Origin of the sequence: Streptococcus sp. 2100 (assembly GCF_013276335.1) — a bacterium.
Lineage (GTDB): Bacteria > Bacillota > Bacilli > Lactobacillales > Streptococcaceae > Streptococcus > Streptococcus pseudopneumoniae.
This window is the reverse complement of sequence record NZ_VMKV01000006.1, coordinates 1-24,811: the sequence shown is the minus strand read 5'-3', so window position 1 is coordinate 24,811 and position 24,811 is coordinate 1. Positions and strand designations below refer to the sequence as shown.

Here is a 24,811-nt window from a genome sequence, read left to right as displayed (position 1 = left end):
ATTTTCATTGAGTATTAAATTGTGCTATCGATTGTCATCATCTTGCTAGAAAAAGGGATTGAAGGCCTTTTCGTGAGCGATAGTAGTAGCTGGACCATGTCCTGGATAGACATCGTAGTTTGGTAGGGTGAAGAGTTGGGTCTGGATACTATGAAGGAGTTGCTCTGTACTACCAGTCGGAAGATCCGTCCGTCCAATTGTTTCGCGGAACAGAGCATCTCCCGTCAAGACTAGGTGAGCATCAGGAAAGACTAGGGAAACACCACCGATAGAGTGCCCTGGGGTCGGTAGAACCTTAAAACGAAATTCCTCTAGTTGGTATTCTTCGTGAAAGACAAAGGTGTGTTCTGCAGGTTTTGTGACCACATCTGCCATATCATCGTGGCGAGGGAGACCGGAGAGATTATCGACAGGAGTGTAGAGCCAGCTGGCTTCGCTCTCTGCGATATAGACAGGAGGATTGCCAAACGTCTCGCGAACCAAGTCCAGACTCATGATATGGTCATAATGAGCGTGGGTCAATAGAATGGCACAGATCGGTTTGTTGAGGTTCTCGATTGTCTGACGAATGGCTTCCCATTGACTACCAGGATCTACAACGATGAGGTGTTTTTCACCTTCCAGGTAATAGGTGTTTTCATAGGCAACAGGATTCACAGTTTTATGGATTTTCATTTTATCTCCAATCTCAAAGAATGTACTAAATTAAGTATAGCACAGTTAGGGAGAATAGGTAAGGATTTAGAATGAACTTAAAAACCAGCATGACTAGATGAAGACAGGCTGGTTATCAATTTATCAATATTGGAAAGGTGTCAATTGCCCTCCATAGGTTGCATAAACTCCGTCATTAGCTTGTTTGATAGATGTGATGTTTAGAGTGCCACCGTAGTTGGCTTCTCGTTTGTCGCTATATTCACTATAAGTTATCCTATTTGGCAGGTTCTGGTCGTTAGCATAGTATTGAACGACTGTTTTTTTATAGCTTTGCTGGCTGAATAGGAACAGGCAACTAGCTCCTAATACTAGGAGAGCAAAGATAGAAATAGCAGTTTTTTTCATAGGTGTTCTCCTTATAAACTAACGGATAAAAGAAAGTATCTTGAGGATTTTTATACTCTTCGAAAATCTCTTCAAACCGCGTCAACGTCGCCTTGCCGTNNCGGCTAGTTTCCTAGTTTGCTCCTTGATTTTTATTGAGTATTAATTCCAAAATCCAGTCAAGGTACCGGTGTATGTGACACGAGTTCCACTGTTTATCTTTCGTATCTTCAGGGAAATTGGGGAAGTCAAAAAGTCTTTGGGTTACAATATGGTTTCCGTTCTTCTATCTCTCCTTCTATCACCTAAGTTTAAAATCTAACTTCGTAGTATATTATGGACCAATAATTCAGAATTATCAAGCAATTCTGAATTATTTTTTTCTTATTCTGTTCCAATCTAGTTTTCATATTCTTAAAAAAGTGATAAAATGGTAGGAAGAATTGGAGAGTAGAGATGCCAAAAGAAGTGAATTTAACAGGCGAAGAAGTTGTCGCTTTAACCAAAAAATATTTAACGGAAGAGGATGTCCATTTTGTCCATAAGGCCTTGGTCTATGCGGTGGATTGTCATAGTGGTCAATACCGCAAATCAGGCGAGCCTTATATCATTCACCCTATTCAAGTGGCAGGTATTCTAGCCAAACTCAAGCTGGATGCTGTAACGGTAGCTTGTGGTTTCTTGCATGATGTGGTGGAAGATACAGATGCGACCTTGGACGATTTGGAAAGAGAGTTTGGTCCCGATGTGCGCGTGATTGTTGACGGAGTCACCAAGCTTGGCAAGGTCGAGTACAAGTCTCACGAAGAGCAGTTGGCTGAAAATCATCGCAAGATGCTCATGGCCATGTCTGAGGACATCCGCGTTATCTTGGTCAAACTGTCTGACCGCTTGCACAATATGCGAACCCTGAAACATCTTCGAAAAGACAAGCAGGAGCGCATTTCCAAAGAAACTATGGAAATCTATGCCCCACTTGCTCACCGTTTGGGGATTTCCAGTGTCAAATGGGAATTGGAAGACCTGTCTTTCCGTTATCTCAACCCGACAGAGTTTTACAAGATTACCAATATGATGAAGGAAAAGCGCAGAGAGCGTGAAGCCTTGGTGGATGAGGTAGTCACAAAATTAGAGGAGTATACGATAGATCGTCACTTGAAAGGGAAGATTTATGGTCGTCCCAAGCATATTTACTCAATTTTCCGCAAAATGCAGGACAAGAGAAAACGGTTTGAGGAAATCTATGACCTGATTGCCATTCGTTGTATTTTGGATACCCAAAGTGATGTTTATGCCATGCTTGGTTATGTGCATGAACTTTGGAAACCCATGCCTGGTCGCTTTAAGGACTACATCGCTAACCGCAAGGCAAATGGTTACCAGTCTATCCATACGACTGTCTATGGGCCAAAAGGACCGATTGAATTCCAAATTCGGACCAAGGCCATGCACGAGGTGGCTGAGTACGGGGTTGCGGCTCACTGGGCTTATAAGAAAGGCGTTAAGGGGCAGGTTAACAGTAAGGAGTCTGCTATTGGGATGAACTGGATCAAGGAGATGATGGAGCTTCAAGATCAGGCTGATGATGCCAAGGAATTTGTGGACTCTGTTAAGGAAAACTATCTGGCTGAGGAGATTTACGTCTTTACACCAGATGGAGCTGTCCGTTCTCTTCCAAAAGATTCAGGACCTATTGACTTTGCTTATGAAATCCATACTAAAGTCGGTGAAAAAGCGACTGGTGCCAAGGTCAACGGCCGTATGGTTCCACTGACAACCAAGCTCAAAACAGGGGATCAGGTTGAAATTGTCACCAACCCCAACTCCTTTGGACCTAGCCGCGACTGGCTCAATATGGTCAAGACCAGCAAGGCGCGCAACAAGATTCGTCAGTTTTTTAAAAACCAAGATAAGGAATTATCTGTTAATAAGGGTCGTGAAATGTTGATGACCCAGTTCCAAGAAAATGGCTATGTGGCCAATAAATTTATGGACAAGCGTCATATGGACCAAGTCCTGCAAAAGACCAGCTACAAGACAGAAGACTCCCTCTTTGCGGCCATTGGTTTTGGGGAAATCGGTGCTATTACTGTCTTTAATCGTCTGACTGAAAAGGAACGTCGTGAAGAAGAACGTGCCAAGGCCAAGGCTGAGGCAGAAGAACTTGTCAAAGGTGGCGAGGTCAAGGTTGAAAATAAAGAAACCCTCAAGGTCAAGCATGAAGGTGGTGTGGTCATTGAAGGTGCTTCTGGTCTCCTAGTGCGGATTGCCAAGTGTTGTAACCCCGTGCCTGGTGATGATATTGTCGGCTACATTACCAAGGGTCGTGGTGTGGCTATTCACCGTGTGGACTGTATGAACCTGCGCGCCCAAGAAAACTACGAGCAACGTCTCCTTGATGTGGAGTGGGAAGGTCAGTACTCTAGCTCAAATAAAGAGTATATGGCTCATATTGATATTTATGGCCTCAACCGTACAGGATTGTTGAACGATGTACTGCAAGTTCTCTCAAACACAACCAAGAATATTTCAACAGTCAATGCCCAACCAACCAAGGATATGAAATTTGCCAATATCCATGTGTCCTTTGGCATTACCAACCTCTCGACGCTGACTACGGTTGTGGACAAGATTAAGAGTGTGCCAGAAGTTTACTCTGTCAAACGAACCAACGGTTAATTGTCTGAGTTCTTACTAGAAAGGCTATTATGAAAATCATTATCCAACGTGTTAAAAAAGCCCAAGTCAGTATCGAAGGTCAGGTTCAGGGAAAAATCAATCAGGGGCTCTTATTGCTGGTTGGTGTTGGACCAGAGGACCAAGAGGAAGATTTGGACTATGCTGTGAGAAAACTGGTCAATATGCGGATTTTTTCAGACGCAGAAGGCAAGATGAACCTGTCTGTCAAAGATATTGAAGGAGAAATCCTCTCTATTTCTCAGTTTACCCTCTTTGCGGATACCAAGAAAGGCAATCGTCCAGCCTTTACAGAAGCAGCCAAACCTGATATGGCATCAGACTTCTATGATGTTTTCAACCAAAAACTAGCGCAAGAAGTGCCTGTTCATACAGGTATCTTTGGAGCGGATATGCAGGTTGAGCTGGTCAATGATGGGCCAGTTACCATTATCCTAGATACTAAAAATAGATAAGAAAGATCAAGCCCAGCCGGCTTGGTTTTTCTCATCTATCATAAAATACTCCAAAAGAAATCGGTGCTTGATAGGCTTGGGGAAAGTCTTGTTTCAGGATTTGGCAGGTGCGATAGGAAGGGATGAGATGTCCTAGGATGAGGAGAGTCCCCTGAAGGAAAAGTGGGGTACCACTTAAACATATCAAGGAGAGAATCATCAGGATATCCCATAGAAGGATTTGTAAGGCAAAGCGCCAGAATCTCGGTCTAATCTGGGAATAGAGTTGACTAAAGTGGTCACAAAGCTGGTTAGAAAGATAGGTCAACAGCACAGGGTGAAAGAAAATGAGCCAACCACTGTAAATCAAAATCCAATCCCAAGTAAGCACCTCTTTAAAAGCCAAAATGCCCAGCATGATTCCATCAATGACAAGGAGCTCAATGGTTTTGATGAAGATGATTTTTTTCATGATAAGACCTCCTTTTTTCCTCTGTTAGTGACGTAATAGTTTATATAATTATTATACAATATTTAGTCGGAACATGAAAGCGTTTGCTATTATTTTTGATATAAAAAATAGATAAGAAAACCCTGAAAATCAAACTTTCAGGGTTGGTTGGGATACTTGAGAAATTAGTCGATTTTCTCGACGTAGAGTTGTTTGGCAATGTCCATACCTACTTGTAAATCCTCTTCTTTACTGAGGATAGTGAAGGTATTGCTGAAGCCATCAAACTGCTTGACTTGGAGCGAATCACCGATGTGAAGTGAGTGCTTGTCCAGATAACTGAGAATGTCAAAGCTATCGTGCACCCGAGTCAGGCGGTAGGCGCCAGCTTCCTTGATGTCAGCTAGTGGCAGGTTATTGATTTCAACCAGGAGTTCTCCCTTGGCAGGAATAGTTCCTCCGTGGGGGCAGGTTTTAGGGAAACCTAGCAGTTTATCTAGTCTTTCCACGAACAGGTCAGAGACAGTGTGTTCCAAGACCTCAGCTTCCTCGTGAATCTGGTCACTTGTATAGTCTAAATGATGAACTAGAAAAACTTCAATCAAGCGGTGCTTACGATAGAGCTCAGAGACCAGTTTGAGGCCGAGGTCAGTCAGTAGATAGCCACATTCCTTGTCCTTTAGGATGAGGTTTTCACTCTTCATCCGTTTGATCATTTCAGTTACGGCAGGGGGAGAGACTTGCATGCGGGCAGCAATTTCCTTGTTGGTGATTTTATACAGGTCTATGCCAATTTCATAAATACATTTTAGATAATCTTCTTTATTTGGGGTCATTCGTTTCCTCTTGTCTAATATCTTTATCTAGTATATCAAAAAAAGCTAGATTTCTCTAGCTGTGACTTTTTATGTTATACTTATTGCAAGAGAAAAAACGAGGAGATGGATATGACGAAAATAGCTCTTCTTTCAGATATTCATGGAAATACCACCGCCTTGGAGGCTGTTTTGGCAGATGCTCGGCAGCTAGGAGTGGATGAATACTGGCTTTTGGGAGACATTCTCATGCCAGGGACAGGGCGTAGAAGGATTTTGGACTTGTTGGCTCAACTACCGATTACAGCTAGAGTTTTGGGAAACTGGGAAGACAGTCTTTGGCATGGTGTCCGCAAGGAATTGGATAGTACTCGTCCCAGTCAACGCTATCTCTTGCGCCAGTGCCAATATGTTTTAGAGGAAATTTCCCTAGAAGAAATCGAATTGCTCCACAATCAACCACTCCAGATTCATCGTCAGTTTGGTGATTTGACGGTGGGAATTAGTCACCATTTGCCTGATAAGAACTGGGGGCGAGAGTTGATTCATACTGGAGCGCAAGAGGATTTTGACCGCTTGGTGACCAATCCGCCTTGTGATATTGCTGTTTATGGTCATATTCACCAGCAGTTGCTTCGTTACGGGACTGGTGGGCAATTGATTGTCAATCCAGGTTCGATTGGCCAGCCTTTCTTTCTAGATGCTCAGTTGCGGAAGGACTTGCGAGCCCAGTATATGATTTTGGAGTTTGATGACAAGGGTTTGGTAGATATGGACTTCCGACGGGTAGACTACGATGTGGCAGCTGAATTGCAGCTGGCTAAAGATCTTAAACTTCCCTATTTTGAGGTTTACTATGAAAGTCTGGTCAATGGTATCCACCATACTCATCATCAGGAATTTCTGAGAGAATTGGCCCAGAAAGAGGGCTATGATAGGGAATTAGATGTCTGGTTGAAAAGTGGTAATAATTGACATTACAACTAAAAAGGGTATAATAAAAGAAAAAGAAGAGTAGAGGCAGGGGAGCCTCGTAAAAAGGAGAAGAGGATGCAAATTCCAAGTAGATTTACCATTGCGACTCATATGCTGATAATCATTGCCCTCAAGGGGAAGGAAAGCAAGGTGACCAGTGATTTTTTAGCTGCTAGTGTCGGGGTCAATCCTGTCATTATCAGAAAGACCTTGTCCCAGTTGAAGAAGGCAGAGCTGATTTCAGTAGCGCGCGGAACGGGCGGAACAGAGATTGTTAAGGATCTCAAAGACACTAGTCTATTAGATGTTTATCAAGCGGTCGAATGTCTTGGTAAGACAGGTCAACTCTTCAGTTTCCATGACAATCCAAATCCAAATTGCCCAGTCGGAGCTCATATTCATGATGTTTTGGATCAAAAATTGGAGAGAATTCAGTTGGCTATGGAGGCTGAACTTGGTCAGACCAGTCTAGAACAAGTCGTGGCCGATGCAGAGAGTCAGATGAAGGAGTAATTTTTTCTTTAAAACAAGAAAAGCTTATGAGAAGGTTTTTATACTCAATGAAAATCAAAAAGCAAACTAGGAAGCTAGCCGCAGGTTGCTCAAAGCACCGCTTTGAGGTTGTAGATAAGACTGACGAAGTCAGTCACATATATACGGTAAGGCGACGCTGACGTGGTTTGAAGAGATTTTCGAAGAGTATTACCTTTTCATAAGCTTTTTATCTATTCTTCCATGCTTGGTAACGGGTATCAATCAATAATTGGGTGAGGCGTCCCATGGTTTCCCTTTCTTCTTGGGTGAGGGATTGAGCTTGGACGAAGAGATGATGAATGTGTTCAAGCGCCTTTAAGGAAGACAGGTCATTGATGGAGCTAATCCCAGCATCTAGAATGGTGCCAAAGAAGAGGTCGAAGTAGAGCTGGAGTTCTTCGTCAGGGACTGTGGCCACCCACTCCTTGAAGGTTGTGTCGACTTGTTGGATATCACTGTTGGTCTTATCCAGTTGAATGAAGTGCTTGTCCTCAATCTGCCAACTAAAGGTATCGTGCTGGGCAATACCACCCAAGGCAGTACTGTGCACGATGATTTGGTGGTTAGGGATTTCCATCATCATACCGATGATGGAACCTTGTGGAATGAAGACCTTGGTTTTATCCATTAGCCTTTGATAGCCCTCGGTTTGTGTCAGTTCTTTGTGGAGACCAGGCGCATCAAAGGTATAAACTGCTGTGATTTGATCCTGCAAGCTTTGCTTAATTTGACTAGCAGCATAGACGGCTAGATTTCCTCCCTTGGAATGCCCAGCCAGAATGACCTTCTGCTTAGGATGGTGGGCAAAAAAGTTCTTTAAATAGCGGAGGGCGTGCTTTTGAGCAGGAATTTCCTTCATATAAGTCAGGTGGAAATCTTCCTTCCAGCCAATGATGCTGTCATCAGTCCCACGAAAGACAATCAGATAGGCATCGAGAGTGAGGCGGTAGGTCATAGCCGCAAATTGCTTTTGCAGTTCAGGGTCGATGTCATTGATAAAATGGGAGAGTTTGCAATTTTTGAAGCGTTTGTGTTGAGTTAGTTCATCTAATAGCTGGAGGCGATTTTTACTGGTCAACATGTTAGGCTCCCTTGGAACCTGAGGTGCCAGATCTAAAAGTCGCTGAGGAACTGTGGAGACCAGATTATTAAAGGAGAGGTAGGTGATTTCTGTTAAGGCTAGAATATCTAACTCATTCAAAGGTAGGTCGTAAAAGGAATCGTGTGCGACATCTTTCAGATAGTCAAAAATATTGGCCATAAGAGCTCCTTTCTTTTTATTTATCATATCAAATTTCCCTCAAATTAGCTAGTAGGATTGCCTGTCTCTGTTGGTTAAAAACAAGCTCTTTCAAATTCAGTTTCAGACCTTCGAGCATGGAAAAATCTGTTATAATAATAGAAAAGGAGAAGCGCATGCACAAGATTTTATTAGTAGAAGATGATCAGGTTATTCGTCAACAAGTCGGGAAAATGCTCTCTGAATGGGGATTTGAAGTGGTCCTGGTAGAAGACTTTATGGAAGTTTTGAGTCTATTTGTTCAATCGGAGCCTCATCTGGTCCTCATGGATATTGGTCTGCCCTTGTTTAATGGCTATCACTGGTGTCAGGAGATTCGCAAGATTTCCAAGGTACCCATCATGTTTCTGTCTTCGAGAGACCAGGCTATGGATATTGTCATGGCAATCAATATGGGGGCGGATGATTTTGTGACCAAGCCTTTTGACCAGCAGGTTCTTTTAGCCAAGGTTCAGGGTTTGCTGCGCCGTTCCTATGAGTTTGGGCGTGACGAGAGTTTACTGGAATATGCTGGTGTTATCCTCAATACCAAATCCATGGATTTACATTATCAAGGGCAAGTCTTGAATTTGACCAAGAACGAATTCCAGATTTTACGCGTGTTATTTGAGCATGCAGGCAATATTGTAGCGCGTGACGACCTCATGCGGGAACTTTGGAACAGTGACTTTTTCATTGATGATAATACCCTCTCTGTCAATGTGGCTCGTTTGCGTAAAAAATTGGAAGAGCAGGGCTTGGTAGGATTTATCGAGACCAAGAAAGGGATAGGGTACGGACTGAAGCATGCTTGATTGGAAACAATTTTTTCTAGCCTATCTGCGCTCCCGTAGTCGTCTGTTTGTCTATCTGCTTGCTTTAGCATTTCTGATTTTGCTCTTTCAGTTTTTATTTGCCAGTTTGGGAACTTACTTTCTCTACTTTTTCCTCTTGTGTTGCTTTGTAACCATCTTATTTTTCACTTGGGACATATTGGTGGAAACGCAGGTCTATCGTCAGGAAATTCTCTATGGGGAGAGGGAAGCTCAGTCTCCTTTGGAAAGAGCCTTGGCTGAAAAATTAGAGGCGCGTGAGATGGAACTCTATCAGCAGAGGTCAGATTCAGAAAGAAAACTGACGGATTTGCTGGATTACTATACCTTGTGGGTCCATCAGATTAAGACCCCCATTGCAGCCAGTCAACTCTTAGTTGCAGAAGTAGCTGACCGCCAACTGAAGCAGCAGTTAGAACAGGAAATTTTCAAAATCGATTCCTATACCAATCTAGTCTTACAGTACCTGCGTTTAGAAAGTTTCCATGATGATTTGGTCTTAAAGCAGGTTCAAATTGAGGATTTGGTCAAGGAAATAATTCGTAAATATGCTCTTTTCTTTATTCAAAAAGGCCTAAATGTCAATCTACATGACCTTGATAAAGAAATCGTGACGGATAAAAAGTGGCTACTAGTGGTTATTGAGCAAATTATCTCAAACAGTCTCAAGTACACCAAGGAAGGTGGTCTGGAGATTTATATGGACGGGCAAGAGCTTTGTATCAAGGATACGGGAATCGGGATAAAAAACAGTGATGTCCTCCGAGTCTTTGAACGTGGCTTTTCAGGGTATAATGGACGCCTAACCCAGCAGTCATCTGGACTTGGACTTTACCTATCTAAGAAAATTTCTGAAGAACTGGGTCACCAGATTCGTATCGAGTCTGAGGTCGGAAAAGGAACGATAGCGCGGATTCAGTTTGCTCAAGTGAATCTAGTCCTTGAGTGAGAATAGACGAAAAAGCCTCCGGACTGGAGGCTTTTATGCTAGGTTCTTATTTCTCAACGCGTGATTTGTTGGCTATATCAGCTAGGATAGCTCCAACAAAATCATCAACTGAGACAGTTTGTGTTTCTTTTTGGCCATAGCGACGAACGTTGACTGTTTCGTCTTCCATTTCTTTGTCTCCAACAATTAATTGGTAAGGAATCTTGCTGGTTTGTGAAGCACGGATCTTGAACTGCATTTTTTCATTGCGCTCATCTACGTCTGCACGGACACCGCGGTCACGGAGTTTCTTGGCTACTTCCCAAGCGTAGTCCACGTGTTTTTCGTTAGATACTGGGATGAGGGTTACTTGGTGTGGTGCCAGCCATGTTGGGAAGGCCCCCTTGTAGTTCTCAATCAAGATAGCTGTGAAGCGTTCCATAGTTGAGATAACCCCACGGTGGATCATCACTGGACGGTGCTCTTCACCATCAGCTCCGATGTATTTGAGGTCGAAGCGTTCTGGAAGCAAGAAGTCAAGTTGGATAGTAGAAAGAGTTTCTTCTTTTCCAAGAGCGGTCTTAACTTGAATATCCAATTTTGGTCCGTAGAAGGCTGCTTCGCCTTCGGCTTCAAAGTAGTCCACGCCCATTTCATCAAGAGCTGCACGAAGCATAGTTTGAGCATTTTCCCACATCTCATCGTTGTCAAAGTACTTGTGAGTATCTTGAGGGTCGCGAAGAGAGAGACGGAAGCGGTACTCATTCAAGTTGAAGTCTCCGTAAACATCGATAATCAACTGAAGAGCACGTTGGAATTCTTCTTGGATTTGTTCTGGAGTAACGAAAAGGTGACCGTCGTTGAGAGACATTTCACGCACACGTTGAAGACCAGTGAGGGCACCAGATTTTTCATAACGGTGCATCATACCGATTTCAGCGATACGGATTGGCAACTCACGGTAAGAGTGAACATGGTGTTTGAAGACTTGGATGTGGTGTGGGCAGTTCATTGGACGAAGGACAAATTCTTCCCCGTCACCCATGTCCATAGTTGGGAATATGTCTTCTTGGTAATGATCCCAGTGACCAGAAGTCTTGTAAAGTTCAACAGAAGCAAGTGGTGGAGTATAAACGTGTTGGTATCCAGAAGCCAACTCTTTGTCAACGATGTAGCGTTCCAACTCACGACGAATAGTCGCACCATTTGGCAACCAGAATGGAAGTCCTTGTCCCACTTCTTGTGAAATCATAAAGAGGTCAAGCTCTTTACCAAGTTTACGGTGGTCACGTTCCTTAGCTTCTTCACGCATTTGAAGGTAGTTTTTCAAGTCTTTCTTATCAAACCAAGCTGTCCCGTAGATACGTTGCATCATAGCGTTGTCGCTATTTCCACGCCAGTAAGCACCAGCTACATGGAGAAGGTGGAAGATTTGGATACGACCTGTTGATGGAACGTGAGGTCCACGGCAGAGGTCTACATATTCACCCTGACGATAGATAGTCAAACCGCCTTCGTCTTCTGAGTGTTCTTCAATCAATTCCAACTTGTAAGGGTCATTTTTGAAGATTTCACGTGCCTCGTCTTTAGTCACTTCTTCACGAATAGATGGGAAGTTTTCTTTGACGATTTTTTGCATTTCTTCTTCGATACGAGGAAGGTCTTCGTTAGAGATTTGACCAGCTGTGTTGTCAGTATCGTAGTAGAAACCATCTTCGATGGCTGGACCAACTCCCAAGTGAATGTCTGGGAAAAGACGACGAGCTGCTTGGGCGAACAAGTGAGCTGCTGAGTGACGCAAGATTGGAAGGGCATCTTCGTGATCAGGTGTTACAATTTCGATGCTTCCATCTTCAGTGATAGCACGAGTAGTGTCGATGAGTTTGCCGTTGAATTTACCAGCCAAGGCTTTTTTAGCTAGGGAATTGCTGATAGATTGGGCAATTTCAAAAGTTGTAACGCCAGATTCGAATTCACGAACAGCGCCATCGGGGAAAGTAATGTTAATCATGATGTTCTCCTTATATTGGTTATCCATTATTTCTAAAGCAGAAGTGTTTCCCTATTTCGCAGTCTTAAATAAAGAGAAACAAAAAGCAAAGAGAAACAAAAAGCGACGTCCTAGAAAGGACGTCGCAACGTGGTTCCACCTTCATTTATGTACCTCAAAAGAGAGGGACACCTCTGATTGGCTCTAACGTGGCCACCGTTTTATGTTTTCATAAAAAACTCAAGAGTAGTATCAGTATAGTCTTTCTATGCGTTCTCAGCAACCACGCACTCTCTAGTAGAAAGGGACTAAGTGACTTGTCTCTATGGATTATTATAGCATGATTGTGAGATTTTTCAAGGATTTTGTGAAAGTTTTTTGTTTTTCATTTTTGCAGAATATGCTTGATACCAATACCGGAAGCCATGCCGACCAGAGCAAAGGTTCCATAGGCTAAAAAGTAGACAATGCTAAAATCGTGGAAAGAAATGATAGTAAAGCAAAAGAGCAATCCAATGTCAAAAGGGAAAAAGGGAAACGGTAACCGTAAAGAAGAGAAACGATGAAGGTTACTAACGGAGAAAAGATAAAGATATTTAGAAGATGAGTCCTAGCAGATTGGGACCGGATGAGAGCAGTGAAAATAATTCATAAAGAGGCCAATAAAAGAAAAAGATGACCAGATAGTGGGGGAGATGGGAATAGAATCTAGGCATGATAATCAGCTCGTTTTAAAAAAACAGACAACTTAAATCTCTTGCTATGATTATTATAGCATGTTTAAAACAAGAAAGTAAATCTGTTGACAAAGAAGTTAGTTATTGGTAGAATAGGGATTGTCGTAAAGACAAATAACTTCTTCTTGGTTACAGGCATGCCAACCTGTCACTCGGATGAAGCCAAATAAAAAGGAGAAACATCATGGCAATCTCAAAAGAGAAAAAAAATGAAATCATTGCACAATATGCACGTCACGAAGGTGATACAGGTTCAGTAGAGGTTCAAGTTGCTGTCCTTACTTGGGAAATCAACCACCTTAACGAACACATCAAACAACACAAAAAAGACCACGCTACTTACCGTGGATTGATGAAAAAAATCGGTCGCCGTCGTAACTTGCTTGCATACTTGCGTAAAAACGACGTTAACCGTTACCGTGAGTTGATCAACTCTCTAGGACTTCGTCGCTAATTCAAGATACAAAGGCCGTCAAAAGCACAAAGCAAAAATAGGAAAATTGACGAAGAAACTTCAGTTTCTAGGAGATTTTATCTTTTTTGCCAAGTGCTTAGGCCGTGTTCAATTGAGCATATCTTGATAATAAAGCTACTCTAAATTGGGTAGCTTTTTTGCGTTGTCACCTTACCTCGCTATACTCAAGTATAATCTTCGGTTACGGTTCCTAGCACTGTAAGGTAAAATAAACCAGCTTTTCTCCCTTCGGGGAGATTTTTTTTGTTTCACTGAAAGTTTCGTACGATCTTCGCCTCGTCTATAAACGATTGATCTAGCAAGAATCATGATGCTAAGGGCGTCAAAAATCCGTATGAAAATAGGGAAATGACACAGTGTTCGATGAGCACAAGGAGTTTCATCTTTTTCACTAGGATTTTAGCCCGGGCTAAAATCAGCTCTCTGACTTCAGAGGGCTTTTTTATTGAGGTTTTATCGGTAACAATTTTGGAGACTACAAAAACCTCAAATGGTATCAGCTAATTACACCATAAAGGTGCGCAGTTACTCGGCTTTTCAAGCCGAGTAGCTGTCTGCAAGCCCCCTAGAAGAGCCCACTCTTTACAAAGTAAAGTATAGTATGTTTATACTTTACATGGAAGTAGTCACTGAATTCCAGTTAGAAATTACTTTGTAACTACGTTTTGAGGAGGAGTAAAATGCTTTCCTACGTTCGACATTACCCACTAGCGATAGCTAAATTAATGTGTCTGTGCTCTCCTAAAATCTGCTGATTTATTACTGACTAATACAGGAGGTTTTTTTATGGGACAGACAATCATATCTGCTATTGGTGTTTATATTTCTACCAGTATCGATTATTTAATTATTTTAATTATTTTATTTGCACAGCTATCACAGAATAAACAGAAATGGCATATTTATGCGGGGCAATATCTAGGCACAGGCTTACTTGTAGGGGCGAGTTTAGTTGCTGCTTATGTCGTTAATTTCGTGCCTGAAGAATGGATGGTTGGATTGCTTGGTTTAATCCCTATCTATTTAGGGATTCGCTTTGCAATTGTTGGAGAAGATGCGGAAGAAGAAGAGGAAGAAATTATTGAAAGATTAGAACAAAGCAAGGCAAATCAACTGTTTTGGACAGTTACATTGCTGACAATTGCGTCTGGCGGAGATAATTTAGGTATCTATATACCTTATTTTGCTTCGTTAGATTGGTCACAGACCCTCGTGGCCTTGCTTGTGTTTGTAATCGGCATAATTATCTTTTGCGAGATTAGTCGGGTGTTATCCTCTATTCCGTTAATATTCGAGACAATTGAAAAATACGAGCGAATCATTGTGCCCTTAGTATTCATTCTACTTGGACTATACATCATGTATGAAAATGGCACGATAGAGACTTTTCTGATCGTGGAGATTTTTTTGTTTCACTAGGATTTTAGCCCTCTGAAAATCAGCTCTCTGATTTTCAGAGGGCTTTTTCATTGAGTATAAATGGACAATCTTAAAGTTACTCTATTGTAGAGTGGCTTTTGATTTGATTAGGAGATTCTTATAAATATAGTAAAATGAAACAAAAGCAGGACAAATCGATCAGGACAGTCAAATCGATTTCTAAAAATGTTTTAGAAGTAGAGGTGTACTATTCTAGTTCCAATCTACTATATAAATGAAAACCTTAGCTGTTTGGCCAAGGTTCATTTCTTCTATGCAAGTTCTTCTCTTTTCTTATCTGGGTTCCAGATGAAGCTTGCGAGAAAGCTAAAGATGATGGTTAGGATAGCGAGTATAATAGCAAGGATGAGGGCAGGAATGCGGATAAACCACCAGAGTGGATTTGGTTTTTTATCATTGTGCCATTGTTTCGTTTCTTCGTCCAGACGTTGGAATTCTGTTTGAATACGATTGGCGACTGTTTCAATGCCTTCATCATTCATTTTCTTGATATCTGAGATATCGATTGGATTTCCAAAGTTCATATCGACACGTTCACGGCTAATCAAGCCCTTCAAAGTCATGGGACCGGTGTAGGTAACCGGCATGATACGGACCTTGGCCATTTTGGCAATCAGAGCTACGCCCCCCTTGACATCGTTTGAGTGACGGCTCCCACTTGGAAACATGATGAGAGAGCGGTCACTTTTTTTGAGAACATTGATAGGGTATTTGATGGCTGAGGCGCTAGGATTTTCACGGTCGATAGGAAAGGCGCCACACATACGAATCCACCAGCCAAAGATACGGTTGGTAAAGAGTTCTTTTTTTGCCATAAAGATAAACTGTTTTGGCTTGGTCGCAAAGGCCATATAAACTGGATCCCACCAAGTGCGGTGAGGCGCAACCAAAATATAATTTTCATCTTGATTAGGAATTTTATCAGTATTATGATAGTGGGCATTGCCATTGATGGACCATAAGAGCAATACAACTAATCCACGCAAATAAGTATAAAACATGCGATCTCCTTCGATTGTTTTCTTGTTATTATTATACCTTATCAAAGGAGGGCTGGCAAACTTTTCCCTTGACTAGATGCATATTTGGGATGAGATTAGAATTCTTTTAGAAAAAATGATATGATAGAATTTATGGATAAAAATAAGATTATGGGATTAACCCAAAGAGAAGTCAAGGAAAGACAGACTAAGGGCTTGGTCAATGATTTTACTGCTTCGGCCAGTACCAGCACTTGGCAAATCATCAAACGAAATGTCTTTACCCTTTTTAACGCTTTGAACTTTGCCATTGCTTTGGCCCTTGCCTTTGTGCAGGCTTGGAGCAATCTGGTCTTCTTTGCTGTTATCTGCTTTAACGCTTTTTCTGGAATTGTGACCGAGCTACGGGCCAAACACATGGTGGACAGGCTCAATCTCATGACCAAGGAAAAGGTCAAGACTATTCGTGATGGCCAAGAAGTGGCTCTGAATCCTGAAGAATTGGTGTTAGGAGATGTCATTCGTCTGTCTGCTGGAGAGCAGATTCCCAGTGATGCCTTAGTTTTGGAAGGCTTTGCGGAAGTCAATGAAGCCATGTTGACGGGGGAAAGTGATTTGGTACAAAAGGAAGTGGATGCCTTGCTTTTGTCAGGAAGTTTCTTAGCCAGTGGGGCAGTTTCAGCTCAAGTTCACCATGTTGGATCTGAGAACTATGCTGCCAAACTCATGCTGGAAGCCAAGACCGTTAAACCCATCAACTCTCGTATCATGAAATCGCTGGACAAGCTAGCTGGTTTTACTGGGAAGATTATCATTCCTTTTGGTCTAGCTCTCTTGCTAGAAGCCTTGCTTTTAAAAGGCCTGCCTCTCAAGTCTTCCGTTGTAAACTCGTCGACAGCACTTCTGGGAATGTTGCCCAAGGGAATTGCCCTTTTGACCATTACTTCGCTCTTGGCTGCAGTGATTAAGCTGGGCTTGAAAAAGGTCTTGGTGCAGGAGATGTACTCTGTTGAGACCTTGGCGCGCGTGGATATGCTCTGTCTGGACAAGACGGGTACCATCACTCAAGGAAAGATGCAGGTGGAGGCTGTTCTTCCTTTGACCGAAGAGTATGGAGAGTCAGCGCTTGCTAGCATCTTGGCCAGCTATATGGCTCATAGTGAGGATAAGAATCCAACTGCCCAAGCCATTCGACAGCGTTTTGTGGGAGAAGTTACTTATCCTATGATTTCCAAGCTTCCCTTCTCCAGCGACCGCAAGTGGGGAGCCATGGAGTTAGAATGTTTGGGGACAGTTTTCTTAGGGGCACCTGAGATGTTGCTGGACTCTGAAGTCCCAGAAGCCAGAGAGGCCTTGGAGAGAGGTTCACGTGTCTTGGTCTTAGCTCTCAGTCAGGAGAAATTAGACCATCACAAACCACAGAAACCTTCTGATATTCAGGCTCTGGCCTTGTTGGAAATCTTGGACCCTATTCGAGAGGGAGCAGCAGAGACGCTGGACTATCTCCGTTCTCAGGAAGTGGGCCTCAAAATTATCTCTGGTGACAATCCCGTTACGGTGTCCAGCATTGCCCAGAAGGCTGGTTTTGCGGACTACCATAGCTATGTAGATTGTTCGAAAATCATCGATGAGGAATTGATGGCCATGGCGGAGGAGACAGCTATTTTCGGACGTGTTTCCCCTCATCAAAAGAAACTCATCATCCAAACGCTGAAAAAATCAGGACATACAACGGTTATGACAGGGGACGGGGTTAATGATATCTTGGCCCTTCGTGAGGCAGATTGTTCCATCGTAATGGCTGAGGGAGATCCAGCGACTCGTCAGATTGCCAATCTGGTTCTCTTGAACTCAGACTTTAATGATGTTCCTGAGATTCTCTTTGAAGGTCGTCGTGTGGTCAATAACATTGCCCATATCGCCCCGATTTTCTTGATAAAGACCATCTACTCATTCTTGCTCGCAGTTATCTGTATCGCCAGTGCTCTTCTGGGACGGTCTGAATGGATCTTGATTTTCCCCTTCATTCCAATCCAGATTACTATGATTGACCAGTTTGTGGAAGGTTTCCCACCATTCGTTCTGACTTTTGAGCGAAATATCAAACCTGTTGAGCCAAATTTCCTCAGAAGATCCATGCTTCGTGCTCTACCAAGTGCTCTCATGGTTGTGTTCAGCGTCCTGTTTGTGAAAATATTTGGAGCGAGTCAAGGTTGGTCTGAGATAGAAATCTCAACCCTACTTTATTATCTGCTTGGGTCTATTGGTTTCTTATCCGTATTTAGAGCCTGCATGCCATTTACCCTATGGCGTGTCCTCTTGATTGTTTGGTCAGTAGGAGGCTTCCTAGCCACAGCTCTCTTCCCAAGAATTCAAAAATTGCTTGAAATTTCGACACTTACAGGACAAACGCTACCTGTTTATGGTATCATGATGTTGGTCTTTACCGTGATTTTCATCCTGACTAGTCGCTATCAAGCCAGAAAATAAAGAAAGGCTGCAATCTGTGGATTGCGGTCTTTTTAGGTACAAGATTGCCAGCCGAAATGTGGTATAATAAGAGGTAATAGAGTTTGGAAAGTGAGAGAAGATGATTTCAAAGAGATTAGAATTGGTAGCTTCCTTTGTACCACAGGGAGCCATTTTATTAGATGTGGGAAGTGATCATGCTTATCTGCCCATCGAGTTGGTTGAGAGAGGACAAATCAAAAGTGCCATTGCAGGTGAGGTGGTGGACGGGCCCTACCAATCTGCAGTCAAAAATGTTGAAAGTCACGGGTTAAAGGAGAAAATCCAAGTCCGTTTAGCCAATGGTTTGGCAGCTTTTGAAGAGGAAGACCGAGTGTCTGTCATTACCATCGCAGGGATGGGCGGCCGTTTGATTGCTAGGATTTTAGAAGAAGGCTTGGACAAGTTAGCTAACGTAGAGCGTTTGATTCTCCAGCCCAATAATCGTGAAGACGACTTGCGCATTTGGTTGCAAGACAATGGTTTTCAGATTGTGGCAGAAAGCATTCTAGAAGAAGCTGGCAAGTTTTACGAGATTTTGGTGGTGGAAGCAGGACAAATGAAGCTATCAGCCATTGATGTTCGCTTTGGACCTTTCTTGTGCAAAGAGGTCAGTCCAGTCTTTGTCCAAAAATGGCAAAAAGAAGCTGTTAAGCTAGAGTTTGCCCTCGGACAAATTCCAGAAAAAAATCTGGAGGAACGTCAAGTTCTAGTAGATAAAATTCAAGCCATCAAGGAGGTTCTCCATGCTAGCAAGTGAAGTAATTAACGCATATGAAGCCTTTTGCCCTCAGGAATTTTCCATGGAGGGCGATAGTCGTGGTCTGCAAATCGGCACTTTGGACAAGGATATCCAAAGGGTCATGGTGGCTCTCGATATTCGTGAAGAAACGGTGGCTGAAGCCATTGAAAAGGGTGTGGACTTGATTATTGTCAAGCACGCGCCGATTTTCCGTCCCATCAAGGACTTGGTCGCCAGCCGTCCGCAAAATCAGATTTACATTGACCTCATCAAGCATGACATTGCAGTTTATGTCAGCCATACCAATATTGACATCGTTGATAATGGGCTCAATGACTGGTTTTGCCAGATGCTAGGCATTGATGAGACGACTTATCTTCAGGAAACAGGTCCAGAATGTGGAATTGGTCGTATTGGGAATATTCAGCCTCAGACATTTTGGGACTTGGCCCAGCGTGTCAAGCAAGTCTTTGGCCTAGATAGCCTTCGAATGGTGCATTATCAAGAGAGAGATTTGCAGAAGCCTATTTCAAGAGTGGCCATCTGTGGTGGAAGCGGGCAGTCATTCTATAAGGATGCTTTAGCTAAAGGAGCGGATGTCTATATCACTGGTGATATTTACTACCACACTGCCCAGGATATGTTGTCTGATGGCTTGCTGGCATTGGATCCAGGTCACTATATCGAAGTGCTGTTTGTGGAAAAAATCGCAGCACTCCTTACTCAATGGAAAGAGGAAAAAGGCTGGGAACTAGAGATTTTACCTAGCCAAGCATCGACCAATCCTTTCCATCATATCTAGTTAGAAGGTGAAGACAATGAAAAATTGTACTAGTATAATTATGGTAAACTGAAACTACACTAGTACAAATGTGATTCTGAGACATTGTTGAGACTGGATTTTTTTGTAAAACTTATACCCGAAATTTTATAAATAAAAAAATACAATAGTCCTCGTTTTTTGCAGTTTAATCAAAAAATCCAATACATATAATTAGAAAGATAACAATTTACCATAAAATACTCTAAAAACAGAAAAAATTAAATGTTTTTCCTTGCAAAATTCGGGGGGGGGGTGGTATAATTGCTACTAGACTGTATACTCTTCATAGGAGGTATAGTGGGGTAAATAGTCGTAAGTTGCTATTTAATATTATTGTCAATTGAAGAGGAAAATGACATGTTCTCTTCAATCATATCTTTAAGGAGAAAGAGTTATGGATTTTAGAAAGTCTAACAGAGAAAAGGTCTTCCGTTACTCCATTCGTAAGTACCACTTTGGTGCCGCCAGTGTTGCGGTTGCCGCATTGATGTTTTTTGCCAACGGTGCAGTAGCAGCGAGTGAGACAGTCACTCCAGCTACAACTAATGACGTGGTCGCTGGATTTGATGGTAACCCTGATGGGGCTCTGCAGGAGTCGGATGAGGGAGAGTCGAAGGAGGTTGTACTTGAGCAACTTGCTGAAGGCAAGATCACAAAGGAGATAAAAGGGCAAGGGAGGTCAGCGGAAGGATCTAATCAAGGACAGACAGTAGCTGCCCCTAAAACTACTGGAGTAGACTCTAGCCAGCCAGAGTCTGTTCAAGAAAGTTCTCAGGTGAGAGAGAAAAGGGCAGGATCTGCTGACACGATAGCAGCCAAAACAAGCAGCACTGGAGTCCTTCAGCCTCGGGTGCTCAAAGACAGCCAGTCTGACTATGACCCTATTCCACTTGACGATGATGAGGATGATACAGAACAGGATGAACAACCGTTAAACACTCCGGTGACAACAGCGATTCAACCTCGTTCAAGAGGAAGCAGACAAGAAGTTCCTTCAGGCTACATAGCTGTGCCAAGTAATGCTTATGTAGATGGGATCAACTACTTTTTAGAAGATGGACATGCAGGTTCACCTTATGCCCGTGGAACCTATGTCTATGGTTCGCAACGTTCAAGAGCATATTGGGACGGAAAAGAGTTTCGTATTCCGGAAGCGAAAGATTTTATCTACGGGATAGTCAAGAAAACAGAAACTGGTTTTAAATGGGAGATTGATATCAATAAGGGAAAAGTAGGACGGGGTCCACACCACTACTTATCAAATACTTTTTGGTTTACCCTACCTAAAAACCACACTGTAAAAGCAAACTCAGTAACTATTTCTCGTTATGATCATAGGACTGGTGGCACCACTGCTACTAGTGGAGATGCAGGTAACGGAGAGGATCAAATTCTAAAGGCCTTACAATCAGCTGATGGAATTAGTGATGAAAAGCAGGGGACTGTTGCATCAACAGGAGCGGCAGCAAAAAGTGGAGGTTATGGTTATCGGACGGATAGTCTGGATGGCTTAGCCAAGGAAGAAGTTAACTGGTGGGTGCAGAAAGGTTTCTACTACCATGCTGATAAAAACTTCCCAACTGAAGTTGAGAAAAAGGCAGCTTCTAAATACTCTGGTATCAAAAATGAAACCGAGAAAGTCTACACCTTCTCTTTGGACGGAGGACGTGATGATAGCTACCATTTGACCTTTGAGACGACTTCCCCAGATACGACTTTCCGTAATCTCTATTACGCCTTGGGTGTTAAAGGGTTTAGGCTGTCAGGGAAATCAGTTAATCGCTTGCTAGTCAATCAGTGGTACGGTAGAGCTGCCGGTGAAGGAGACCAGGCTGAGAAGTATCCGGCTCAGTTGGAAGGGAATGGCTACTATCAGATTGTACAAGGGCAAATTTGGCAGCCGAGAAATAATAATGTATCAACAACTCCAGGTACCTCTTCATCTTTAATTGCTAAAAGCGATGGAGGCATTGACCTTGAATCTTACTTTAAAAATAGGGATAAGGTAGGGGATAATGCTGAATCACATCCAACTTCTTATAATCTTTTTAAGGATGGTGTCAAAGTTGAAAACAACCAAGAGGTTGCAAAGACTATCGTCAATACTCCGGGAGTGAAATCTTATCTTGTAGAGCGAATCTTTGCTGACGGTTCTGGTGAATTGGTTCAGTTAAATTTTGTTGTGAAACCGAAAAAACCAAGTTTAAATACTGATTTGCAAAAGCAAGCAGGGACGATAAAGGATATCACTGCAACTAACGGAACCAAAGGTGTAGAGATGGTTCTCTACCATGACGGAAAAGAAGTAGCAACCAGTATTGCTGGTGATGATGGAAATGCAACCTTCAAAAATGTTGTTATTACAAAAGGTTCTTATACTGTCAAGTCACGTGTTTCAGATCAGTCTTATTTGACTGCAGAAGGCAAGCGAACTTCACTCTTAGAGTCTGAATCATCAGATGCTAAAGAAGCCAACTACGATAGGAGTCAGATTCGTATTGGGTTTGGACAAAGTGGAGAGGGCGGAGCAGCTCCTAGCTTTGAGGAAGGTAAGTATAAAGCACTATATCGTGACAATTATACTGAAAAACAACTACAAGTACTGGTTCAAGTCCCTGCTGGCCAGATTATCAAAAATATTGAAGTAACTAATTTAGAAAAAACAGGCTTGGTTCATGGTGAAATGAATCAGGTTGGTCCTCTAACTAGTACGATGCCATTAACAGGAGATATTAAAAAAGACAATTCAGGTATCCATCAAATTACTGTTACGGTTACAACCGCAGATAATCTAAAAAATACAGAAAAACTCTATCTATACATTCCATTTACGAAACCGACTTTTGAAACAACAGCTGAGAGTTTGAAAGGAAAGACTACAGGAAAACCGGTCATCAAAGCAAACTCTGGAACAAAAGGAGAAGCAGCAAATATTCCTGATAAAGCAAAACTGAAAACCTTCTTGGTTAAAGGTGGGAATGATGTGGATGCTGTAGGCACAGGTGCTTCTGATAATAAGCCTAAAAAAGCTACTGGCTATACTATTCTTGCTAGTGGTGATGTTAAGGCGGATGGAACAGTTGAGTTTACTCCTGATAAGTATAGACAAGAATTGGTGGGGAATGAGGAACTTCGTCTAGTTACGGCAGTGGTTAAGGAAGGTACAGATGAACCTGTTTTAGACTATCTTGTATCACCACTATCAGAATCGCTTAAACTAGAACTTCCTACAGAAGTTAGCCGTGACTTTGTAAGCCCAGCAGAAAAAGTTACCGTTGAAAATCCAGGTAGTCTAAATCAAACCGAGAAAGATAAGCTAAAAAAAGCTATTGAAGATGCTAATCCAGGATTTAAAGTTGAAATAACAGATGATGGTAAGGTTCAGGTGACCAGACCGGATGGACAAGAGGAAGAAGCTGCTGTCAGTGATTTTGTGAAACAAAATGGGCAAGCAGATTCTGCAGATGATTCGACTTCTCCAAAAGAAATCCAAAAACCAACTGAAAAAGTGAAGGTAGCTAATCCAAATAAGCTAACCAAAGAGGAATTGACGAAGATTACTCAGAAGGTTCAGGAGAAAAATCCTGGTGCTACTGTAAACGTTGGGCAAAATGGAGATGCCTATGTTGTACAACCAGATGGAACAAGTGGCTTGATTTCCCACAAAGATTTGTTGGAGCTGACAGAAGAGCAAAAAGAAGCTGCAAAGAACCGTAAACCGTTAGTCAACCCAGAGCAGAAAGTACCTGTAACCGATCCAGAGAAACTAAATTCTTCAGATATTGAAAAGATTAAGAAGGCTCTACAAGCTGCTAACCCAGGAGCGACTGTTACAGTGGATAGCGATGGAAATGCAACTGTTACAAGTCAGGACGGATCAGAAAGTAAGTTTATCTCACGAGATGACTTGGTTACAAAAGTGACGGTCCAAGCGCCTCAATCTCCAACTATCTCACAAGATAAAGAAACTCTAACGGTAACATCAATGGTAGGTCAAGACGAAGCTACTAAGGTTATGCTTACGTATACAAATGCTACTGGACAAGAAAAAACTGTTGGTTTTACTAAAACTGGTAGCAACTGGAATAAGGATGACGCCAATGCAGATAGCACAATTTCGATTATAAATGATGAAAATGGACTGGGCAAAATCCTAATCCAAGCTGAAACAGCAGAAGCAGGTTCAACAGTTACAGTTAAGCAGCAGAAGGACGGCTCTGACTTTAGTATAGCAGCTACTACTAAGGTTTTAGGAAGATTAGAGGATGTAAGTGGTATAGCCCAACCAGATGGTTCGGTTGTAATTACTGTACCGCAGGAAGCTACTGAGTTTGATTTGACTTATCATAATCAAACTAGTAATCGTTCAGAAACACAACATTTTAGAAAAACTGATCAAGGATGGAGTGCTGTTGCAGGAATTACAGCTAGTGGCAATAGCTTTACCCTTCCAAAAAGTTTAGTAAAAGACGGGACGGAAGTTGCGGTAAAAGCTTCTAGCGCAACGAAAATTTCAGAGACTAAACGAATTAAGGCTAAGTTTGAACAACCGAGTGCAACAACTAGTGCTACACGTCAAAATGGAGATGTAGAAGTTACATTACCGACAGATGCAGAAAAAGTGACCTTAACTTATAAGAACAAACAAAATACCAATGCCACAGTAACACTGGTTAAACGAGGAAATAATTGGAGCTCTTCAACAACCTTACCAGATGGTATCAGTCTAGCAAATGGTAAGGTTACACTTGACTATACAAAAGTGAACAGGAATACAAATATCACAACAGCCTCTACTAGAGGAAATGGCGATGTTGAATCTCAAGCAAATAACCAAAATCATCCTATTCCAGAACACACAGCTCCGACGACTAAGACGATTACAAAAGTAATCGGTGAAAATCCTACAAATGCAGAGTTACTTGCTGCTGTAGATGTAGCTAACAAAGCATCAGCTGTACTGAAAGAAGGAACACAGTATCCAACTACAGTAGGGAACCATACTCTTGACGTTGTTGTTACTTATACAGATCAAAGTACAGAAAACGTAAGAGTAACGTATGTGGTGAAACCAGCAGACAAGACAGCTCTAACGCAAGCGAATAACGACTTAGCAAGCGAAGTAGCAA

Annotated in this window: 19 protein-coding genes and 1 pseudogene; 12 read left to right on the top strand and 8 right to left on the bottom strand. The window is 42.3% G+C overall.

Annotated features, from left to right (window positions below; translation table 11 throughout):
- Positions 1-45: 45 nt before the first annotated feature.
- Together HT669_RS00905 and HT669_RS00900 are read right to left on the bottom strand one after the other, a co-directional pair.
- Positions 46-675, bottom strand: a complete 630-nt coding sequence (locus HT669_RS00905; protein ID WP_023933220.1) for an MBL fold metallo-hydrolase — start codon at positions 673-675, stop codon at positions 46-48.
- 123 nt (positions 676-798) lie between these two features.
- Positions 799-1,062, bottom strand: coding sequence for a hypothetical protein (locus tag HT669_RS00900; RefSeq protein WP_023938328.1), 264 nt, complete (start codon positions 1,060-1,062; stop codon positions 799-801).
- A 435-nt stretch (positions 1,063-1,497) separates the two neighbouring features.
- On the opposite strand from HT669_RS00900, the gene HT669_RS00895 reads away from it, so the two are divergent.
- Positions 1,498-3,720 carry a bifunctional (p)ppGpp synthetase/guanosine-3',5'-bis(diphosphate) 3'-pyrophosphohydrolase gene (locus tag HT669_RS00895; RefSeq protein WP_001123816.1) on the top strand — a complete coding sequence of 741 codons (2,223 nt, stop codon included), beginning with the start codon at positions 1,498-1,500 and terminating at the stop codon, positions 3,718-3,720.
- A gap of 29 nt (positions 3,721-3,749) precedes the next feature.
- On the top strand, positions 3,750-4,193 hold the full coding sequence (gene dtd, locus HT669_RS00890) for a D-aminoacyl-tRNA deacylase (protein ID WP_101514639.1): 444 nt from the start codon (positions 3,750-3,752) through the stop codon (positions 4,191-4,193).
- Between the two features lie 31 nt (positions 4,194-4,224).
- Here the strand turns inward: dtd and HT669_RS00885 are convergent, their stop codons facing one another.
- Entirely contained in the window at positions 4,225-4,644 is a 420-nt protein-coding gene (locus tag HT669_RS00885) for a hypothetical protein (RefSeq protein WP_101514638.1), read from the bottom strand.
- A gap of 164 nt (positions 4,645-4,808) precedes the next feature.
- Positions 4,809-5,459 carry a metal-dependent transcriptional regulator gene (locus HT669_RS00880; protein ID WP_101514637.1) on the bottom strand — a complete coding sequence of 217 codons (651 nt, stop codon included), beginning with the start codon at positions 5,457-5,459 and terminating at the stop codon, positions 4,809-4,811.
- 111 nt (positions 5,460-5,570) lie between these two features.
- Between HT669_RS00880 and HT669_RS00875 the strand changes: the two genes are divergently transcribed.
- Together HT669_RS00875 and HT669_RS00870 are read left to right on the top strand one after the other, a co-directional pair.
- Positions 5,571-6,413 (top strand): metallophosphoesterase family protein, encoded by an 843-nt coding sequence (locus tag HT669_RS00875; protein ID WP_165778288.1) that lies wholly within the window; start codon positions 5,571-5,573, stop codon positions 6,411-6,413.
- Positions 6,414-6,488: 75 nt separating this feature from the next.
- Positions 6,489-6,926, top strand: a complete 438-nt coding sequence (locus HT669_RS00870; protein WP_001166800.1) for an Rrf2 family transcriptional regulator — start codon at positions 6,489-6,491, stop codon at positions 6,924-6,926.
- 208 nt (positions 6,927-7,134) lie between these two features.
- Here the strand turns inward: HT669_RS00870 and HT669_RS00865 are convergent, their stop codons facing one another.
- Entirely contained in the window at positions 7,135-8,208 is a 1,074-nt protein-coding gene (locus tag HT669_RS00865) for a DUF2974 domain-containing protein (RefSeq protein WP_172922243.1), read from the bottom strand.
- Positions 8,209-8,363: 155 nt separating this feature from the next.
- On the opposite strand from HT669_RS00865, the gene HT669_RS00860 reads away from it, so the two are divergent.
- Together HT669_RS00860 and HT669_RS00855 are read left to right on the top strand one after the other, a co-directional pair.
- Positions 8,364-9,041, top strand: coding sequence for a response regulator transcription factor (locus HT669_RS00860; RefSeq protein ID WP_000548991.1), 678 nt, complete (start codon positions 8,364-8,366; stop codon positions 9,039-9,041).
- A complete protein-coding gene (locus HT669_RS00855; RefSeq protein ID WP_000887963.1) occupies positions 9,034-10,008 on the top strand; it encodes a sensor histidine kinase in 975 nt (324 codons plus the stop codon). Before HT669_RS00860 ends, HT669_RS00855 begins: the two co-directional genes overlap by 8 nt.
- A gap of 46 nt (positions 10,009-10,054) precedes the next feature.
- On the opposite strand, the gene thrS is transcribed toward HT669_RS00855, so the two are convergent.
- Together thrS and HT669_RS10925 are read right to left on the bottom strand one after the other, a co-directional pair.
- A complete protein-coding gene (thrS, locus tag HT669_RS00850; protein ID WP_000608343.1) occupies positions 10,055-11,998 on the bottom strand; it encodes a threonine--tRNA ligase in 1,944 nt (647 codons plus the stop codon).
- A gap of 335 nt (positions 11,999-12,333) precedes the next feature.
- A pseudogene (locus tag HT669_RS10925) lies at positions 12,334-12,693 on the bottom strand (hypothetical protein).
- 205 nt (positions 12,694-12,898) lie between these two features.
- Between HT669_RS10925 and rpsO the strand changes: the two are divergent.
- Positions 12,899-13,168 carry a 30S ribosomal protein S15 gene (rpsO, locus tag HT669_RS00845; protein ID WP_001018251.1) on the top strand — a complete coding sequence of 90 codons (270 nt, stop codon included), beginning with the start codon at positions 12,899-12,901 and terminating at the stop codon, positions 13,166-13,168.
- Between the two features lie 807 nt (positions 13,169-13,975).
- On the top strand, positions 13,976-14,608 hold the full coding sequence (locus tag HT669_RS00840) for a CadD family cadmium resistance transporter (protein ID WP_000531724.1): 633 nt from the start codon (positions 13,976-13,978) through the stop codon (positions 14,606-14,608).
- A 272-nt stretch (positions 14,609-14,880) separates the two neighbouring features.
- Here the strand turns inward: HT669_RS00840 and HT669_RS00835 are convergent, their stop codons facing one another.
- The gene (locus HT669_RS00835; protein WP_016569651.1) at positions 14,881-15,630 is read right to left on the bottom strand and encodes a 1-acyl-sn-glycerol-3-phosphate acyltransferase; all 750 of its coding nucleotides are present in this window, start codon (positions 15,628-15,630) and stop codon (positions 14,881-14,883) included.
- Between the two features lie 132 nt (positions 15,631-15,762).
- Here HT669_RS00835 and HT669_RS00830 point away from each other — a divergent pair, with 132 nt between their 5' ends.
- The 4 genes from HT669_RS00830 to HT669_RS10920 all read left to right on the top strand — a co-directional run.
- A complete protein-coding gene (locus HT669_RS00830; RefSeq protein ID WP_172922242.1) occupies positions 15,763-18,099 on the top strand; it encodes a cation-translocating P-type ATPase in 2,337 nt (778 codons plus the stop codon).
- 100 nt (positions 18,100-18,199) lie between these two features.
- Complete coding sequence (locus tag HT669_RS00825) at positions 18,200-18,877, top strand: tRNA (adenine(22)-N(1))-methyltransferase TrmK (protein WP_000624064.1); 678 nt, start codon at positions 18,200-18,202, stop codon at positions 18,875-18,877.
- Positions 18,864-19,661, top strand: coding sequence for a Nif3-like dinuclear metal center hexameric protein (locus HT669_RS00820; RefSeq protein ID WP_000881143.1), 798 nt, complete (start codon positions 18,864-18,866; stop codon positions 19,659-19,661). Before HT669_RS00825 ends, HT669_RS00820 begins: the two co-directional genes overlap by 14 nt.
- Positions 19,662-20,076: 415 nt before the next feature.
- Positions 20,077-24,811: YSIRK-type signal peptide-containing protein (locus HT669_RS10920; protein ID WP_240149519.1), on the top strand; the 4,735-nt coding region annotated here is incomplete at its 3' end.

Bases quoted from the DNA above. Each gene is read 5' to 3' on its own strand.
- dtd (WP_101514639.1), top strand. From the start codon at position 3,750: ATGAAAATCATTATCCAACGTGTTAAAAAAGCCCAAGTCAGTATCGAA.
- HT669_RS00835 (WP_016569651.1), bottom strand. From the start codon at position 15,630: ATGTTTTATACTTATTTGCGTGGATTAGTTGTATTGCTCTTATGGTCC.
- HT669_RS00860 (WP_000548991.1), top strand. From the start codon at position 8,364: ATGCACAAGATTTTATTAGTAGAAGATGATCAGGTTATTCGTCAACAA.
- HT669_RS00825 (WP_000624064.1), top strand. From the start codon at position 18,200: ATGATTTCAAAGAGATTAGAATTGGTAGCTTCCTTTGTACCACAGGGA.
- HT669_RS00830 (WP_172922242.1), top strand. From the start codon at position 15,763: ATGGATAAAAATAAGATTATGGGATTAACCCAAAGAGAAGTCAAGGAA.
- HT669_RS00895 (WP_001123816.1), top strand. From the start codon at position 1,498: ATGCCAAAAGAAGTGAATTTAACAGGCGAAGAAGTTGTCGCTTTAACC.
- HT669_RS00870 (WP_001166800.1), top strand. From the start codon at position 6,489: ATGCAAATTCCAAGTAGATTTACCATTGCGACTCATATGCTGATAATC.
- HT669_RS00840 (WP_000531724.1), top strand. From the start codon at position 13,976: ATGGGACAGACAATCATATCTGCTATTGGTGTTTATATTTCTACCAGT.
- HT669_RS00885 (WP_101514638.1), bottom strand. From the start codon at position 4,644: ATGAAAAAAATCATCTTCATCAAAACCATTGAGCTCCTTGTCATTGAT.
- rpsO (WP_001018251.1), top strand. From the start codon at position 12,899: ATGGCAATCTCAAAAGAGAAAAAAAATGAAATCATTGCACAATATGCA.
- HT669_RS00900 (WP_023938328.1), bottom strand. From the start codon at position 1,062: ATGAAAAAAACTGCTATTTCTATCTTTGCTCTCCTAGTATTAGGAGCT.
- thrS (WP_000608343.1), bottom strand. From the start codon at position 11,998: ATGATTAACATTACTTTCCCCGATGGCGCTGTTCGTGAATTCGAATCT.
- HT669_RS00875 (WP_165778288.1), top strand. From the start codon at position 5,571: ATGACGAAAATAGCTCTTCTTTCAGATATTCATGGAAATACCACCGCC.
- HT669_RS00855 (WP_000887963.1), top strand. From the start codon at position 9,034: ATGCTTGATTGGAAACAATTTTTTCTAGCCTATCTGCGCTCCCGTAGT.
- HT669_RS00905 (WP_023933220.1), bottom strand. From the start codon at position 675: ATGAAAATCCATAAAACTGTGAATCCTGTTGCCTATGAAAACACCTAT.
- HT669_RS00880 (WP_101514637.1), bottom strand. From the start codon at position 5,459: ATGACCCCAAATAAAGAAGATTATCTAAAATGTATTTATGAAATTGGC.
- HT669_RS00865 (WP_172922243.1), bottom strand. From the start codon at position 8,208: ATGGCCAATATTTTTGACTATCTGAAAGATGTCGCACACGATTCCTTT.
- HT669_RS00820 (WP_000881143.1), top strand. From the start codon at position 18,864: ATGCTAGCAAGTGAAGTAATTAACGCATATGAAGCCTTTTGCCCTCAG.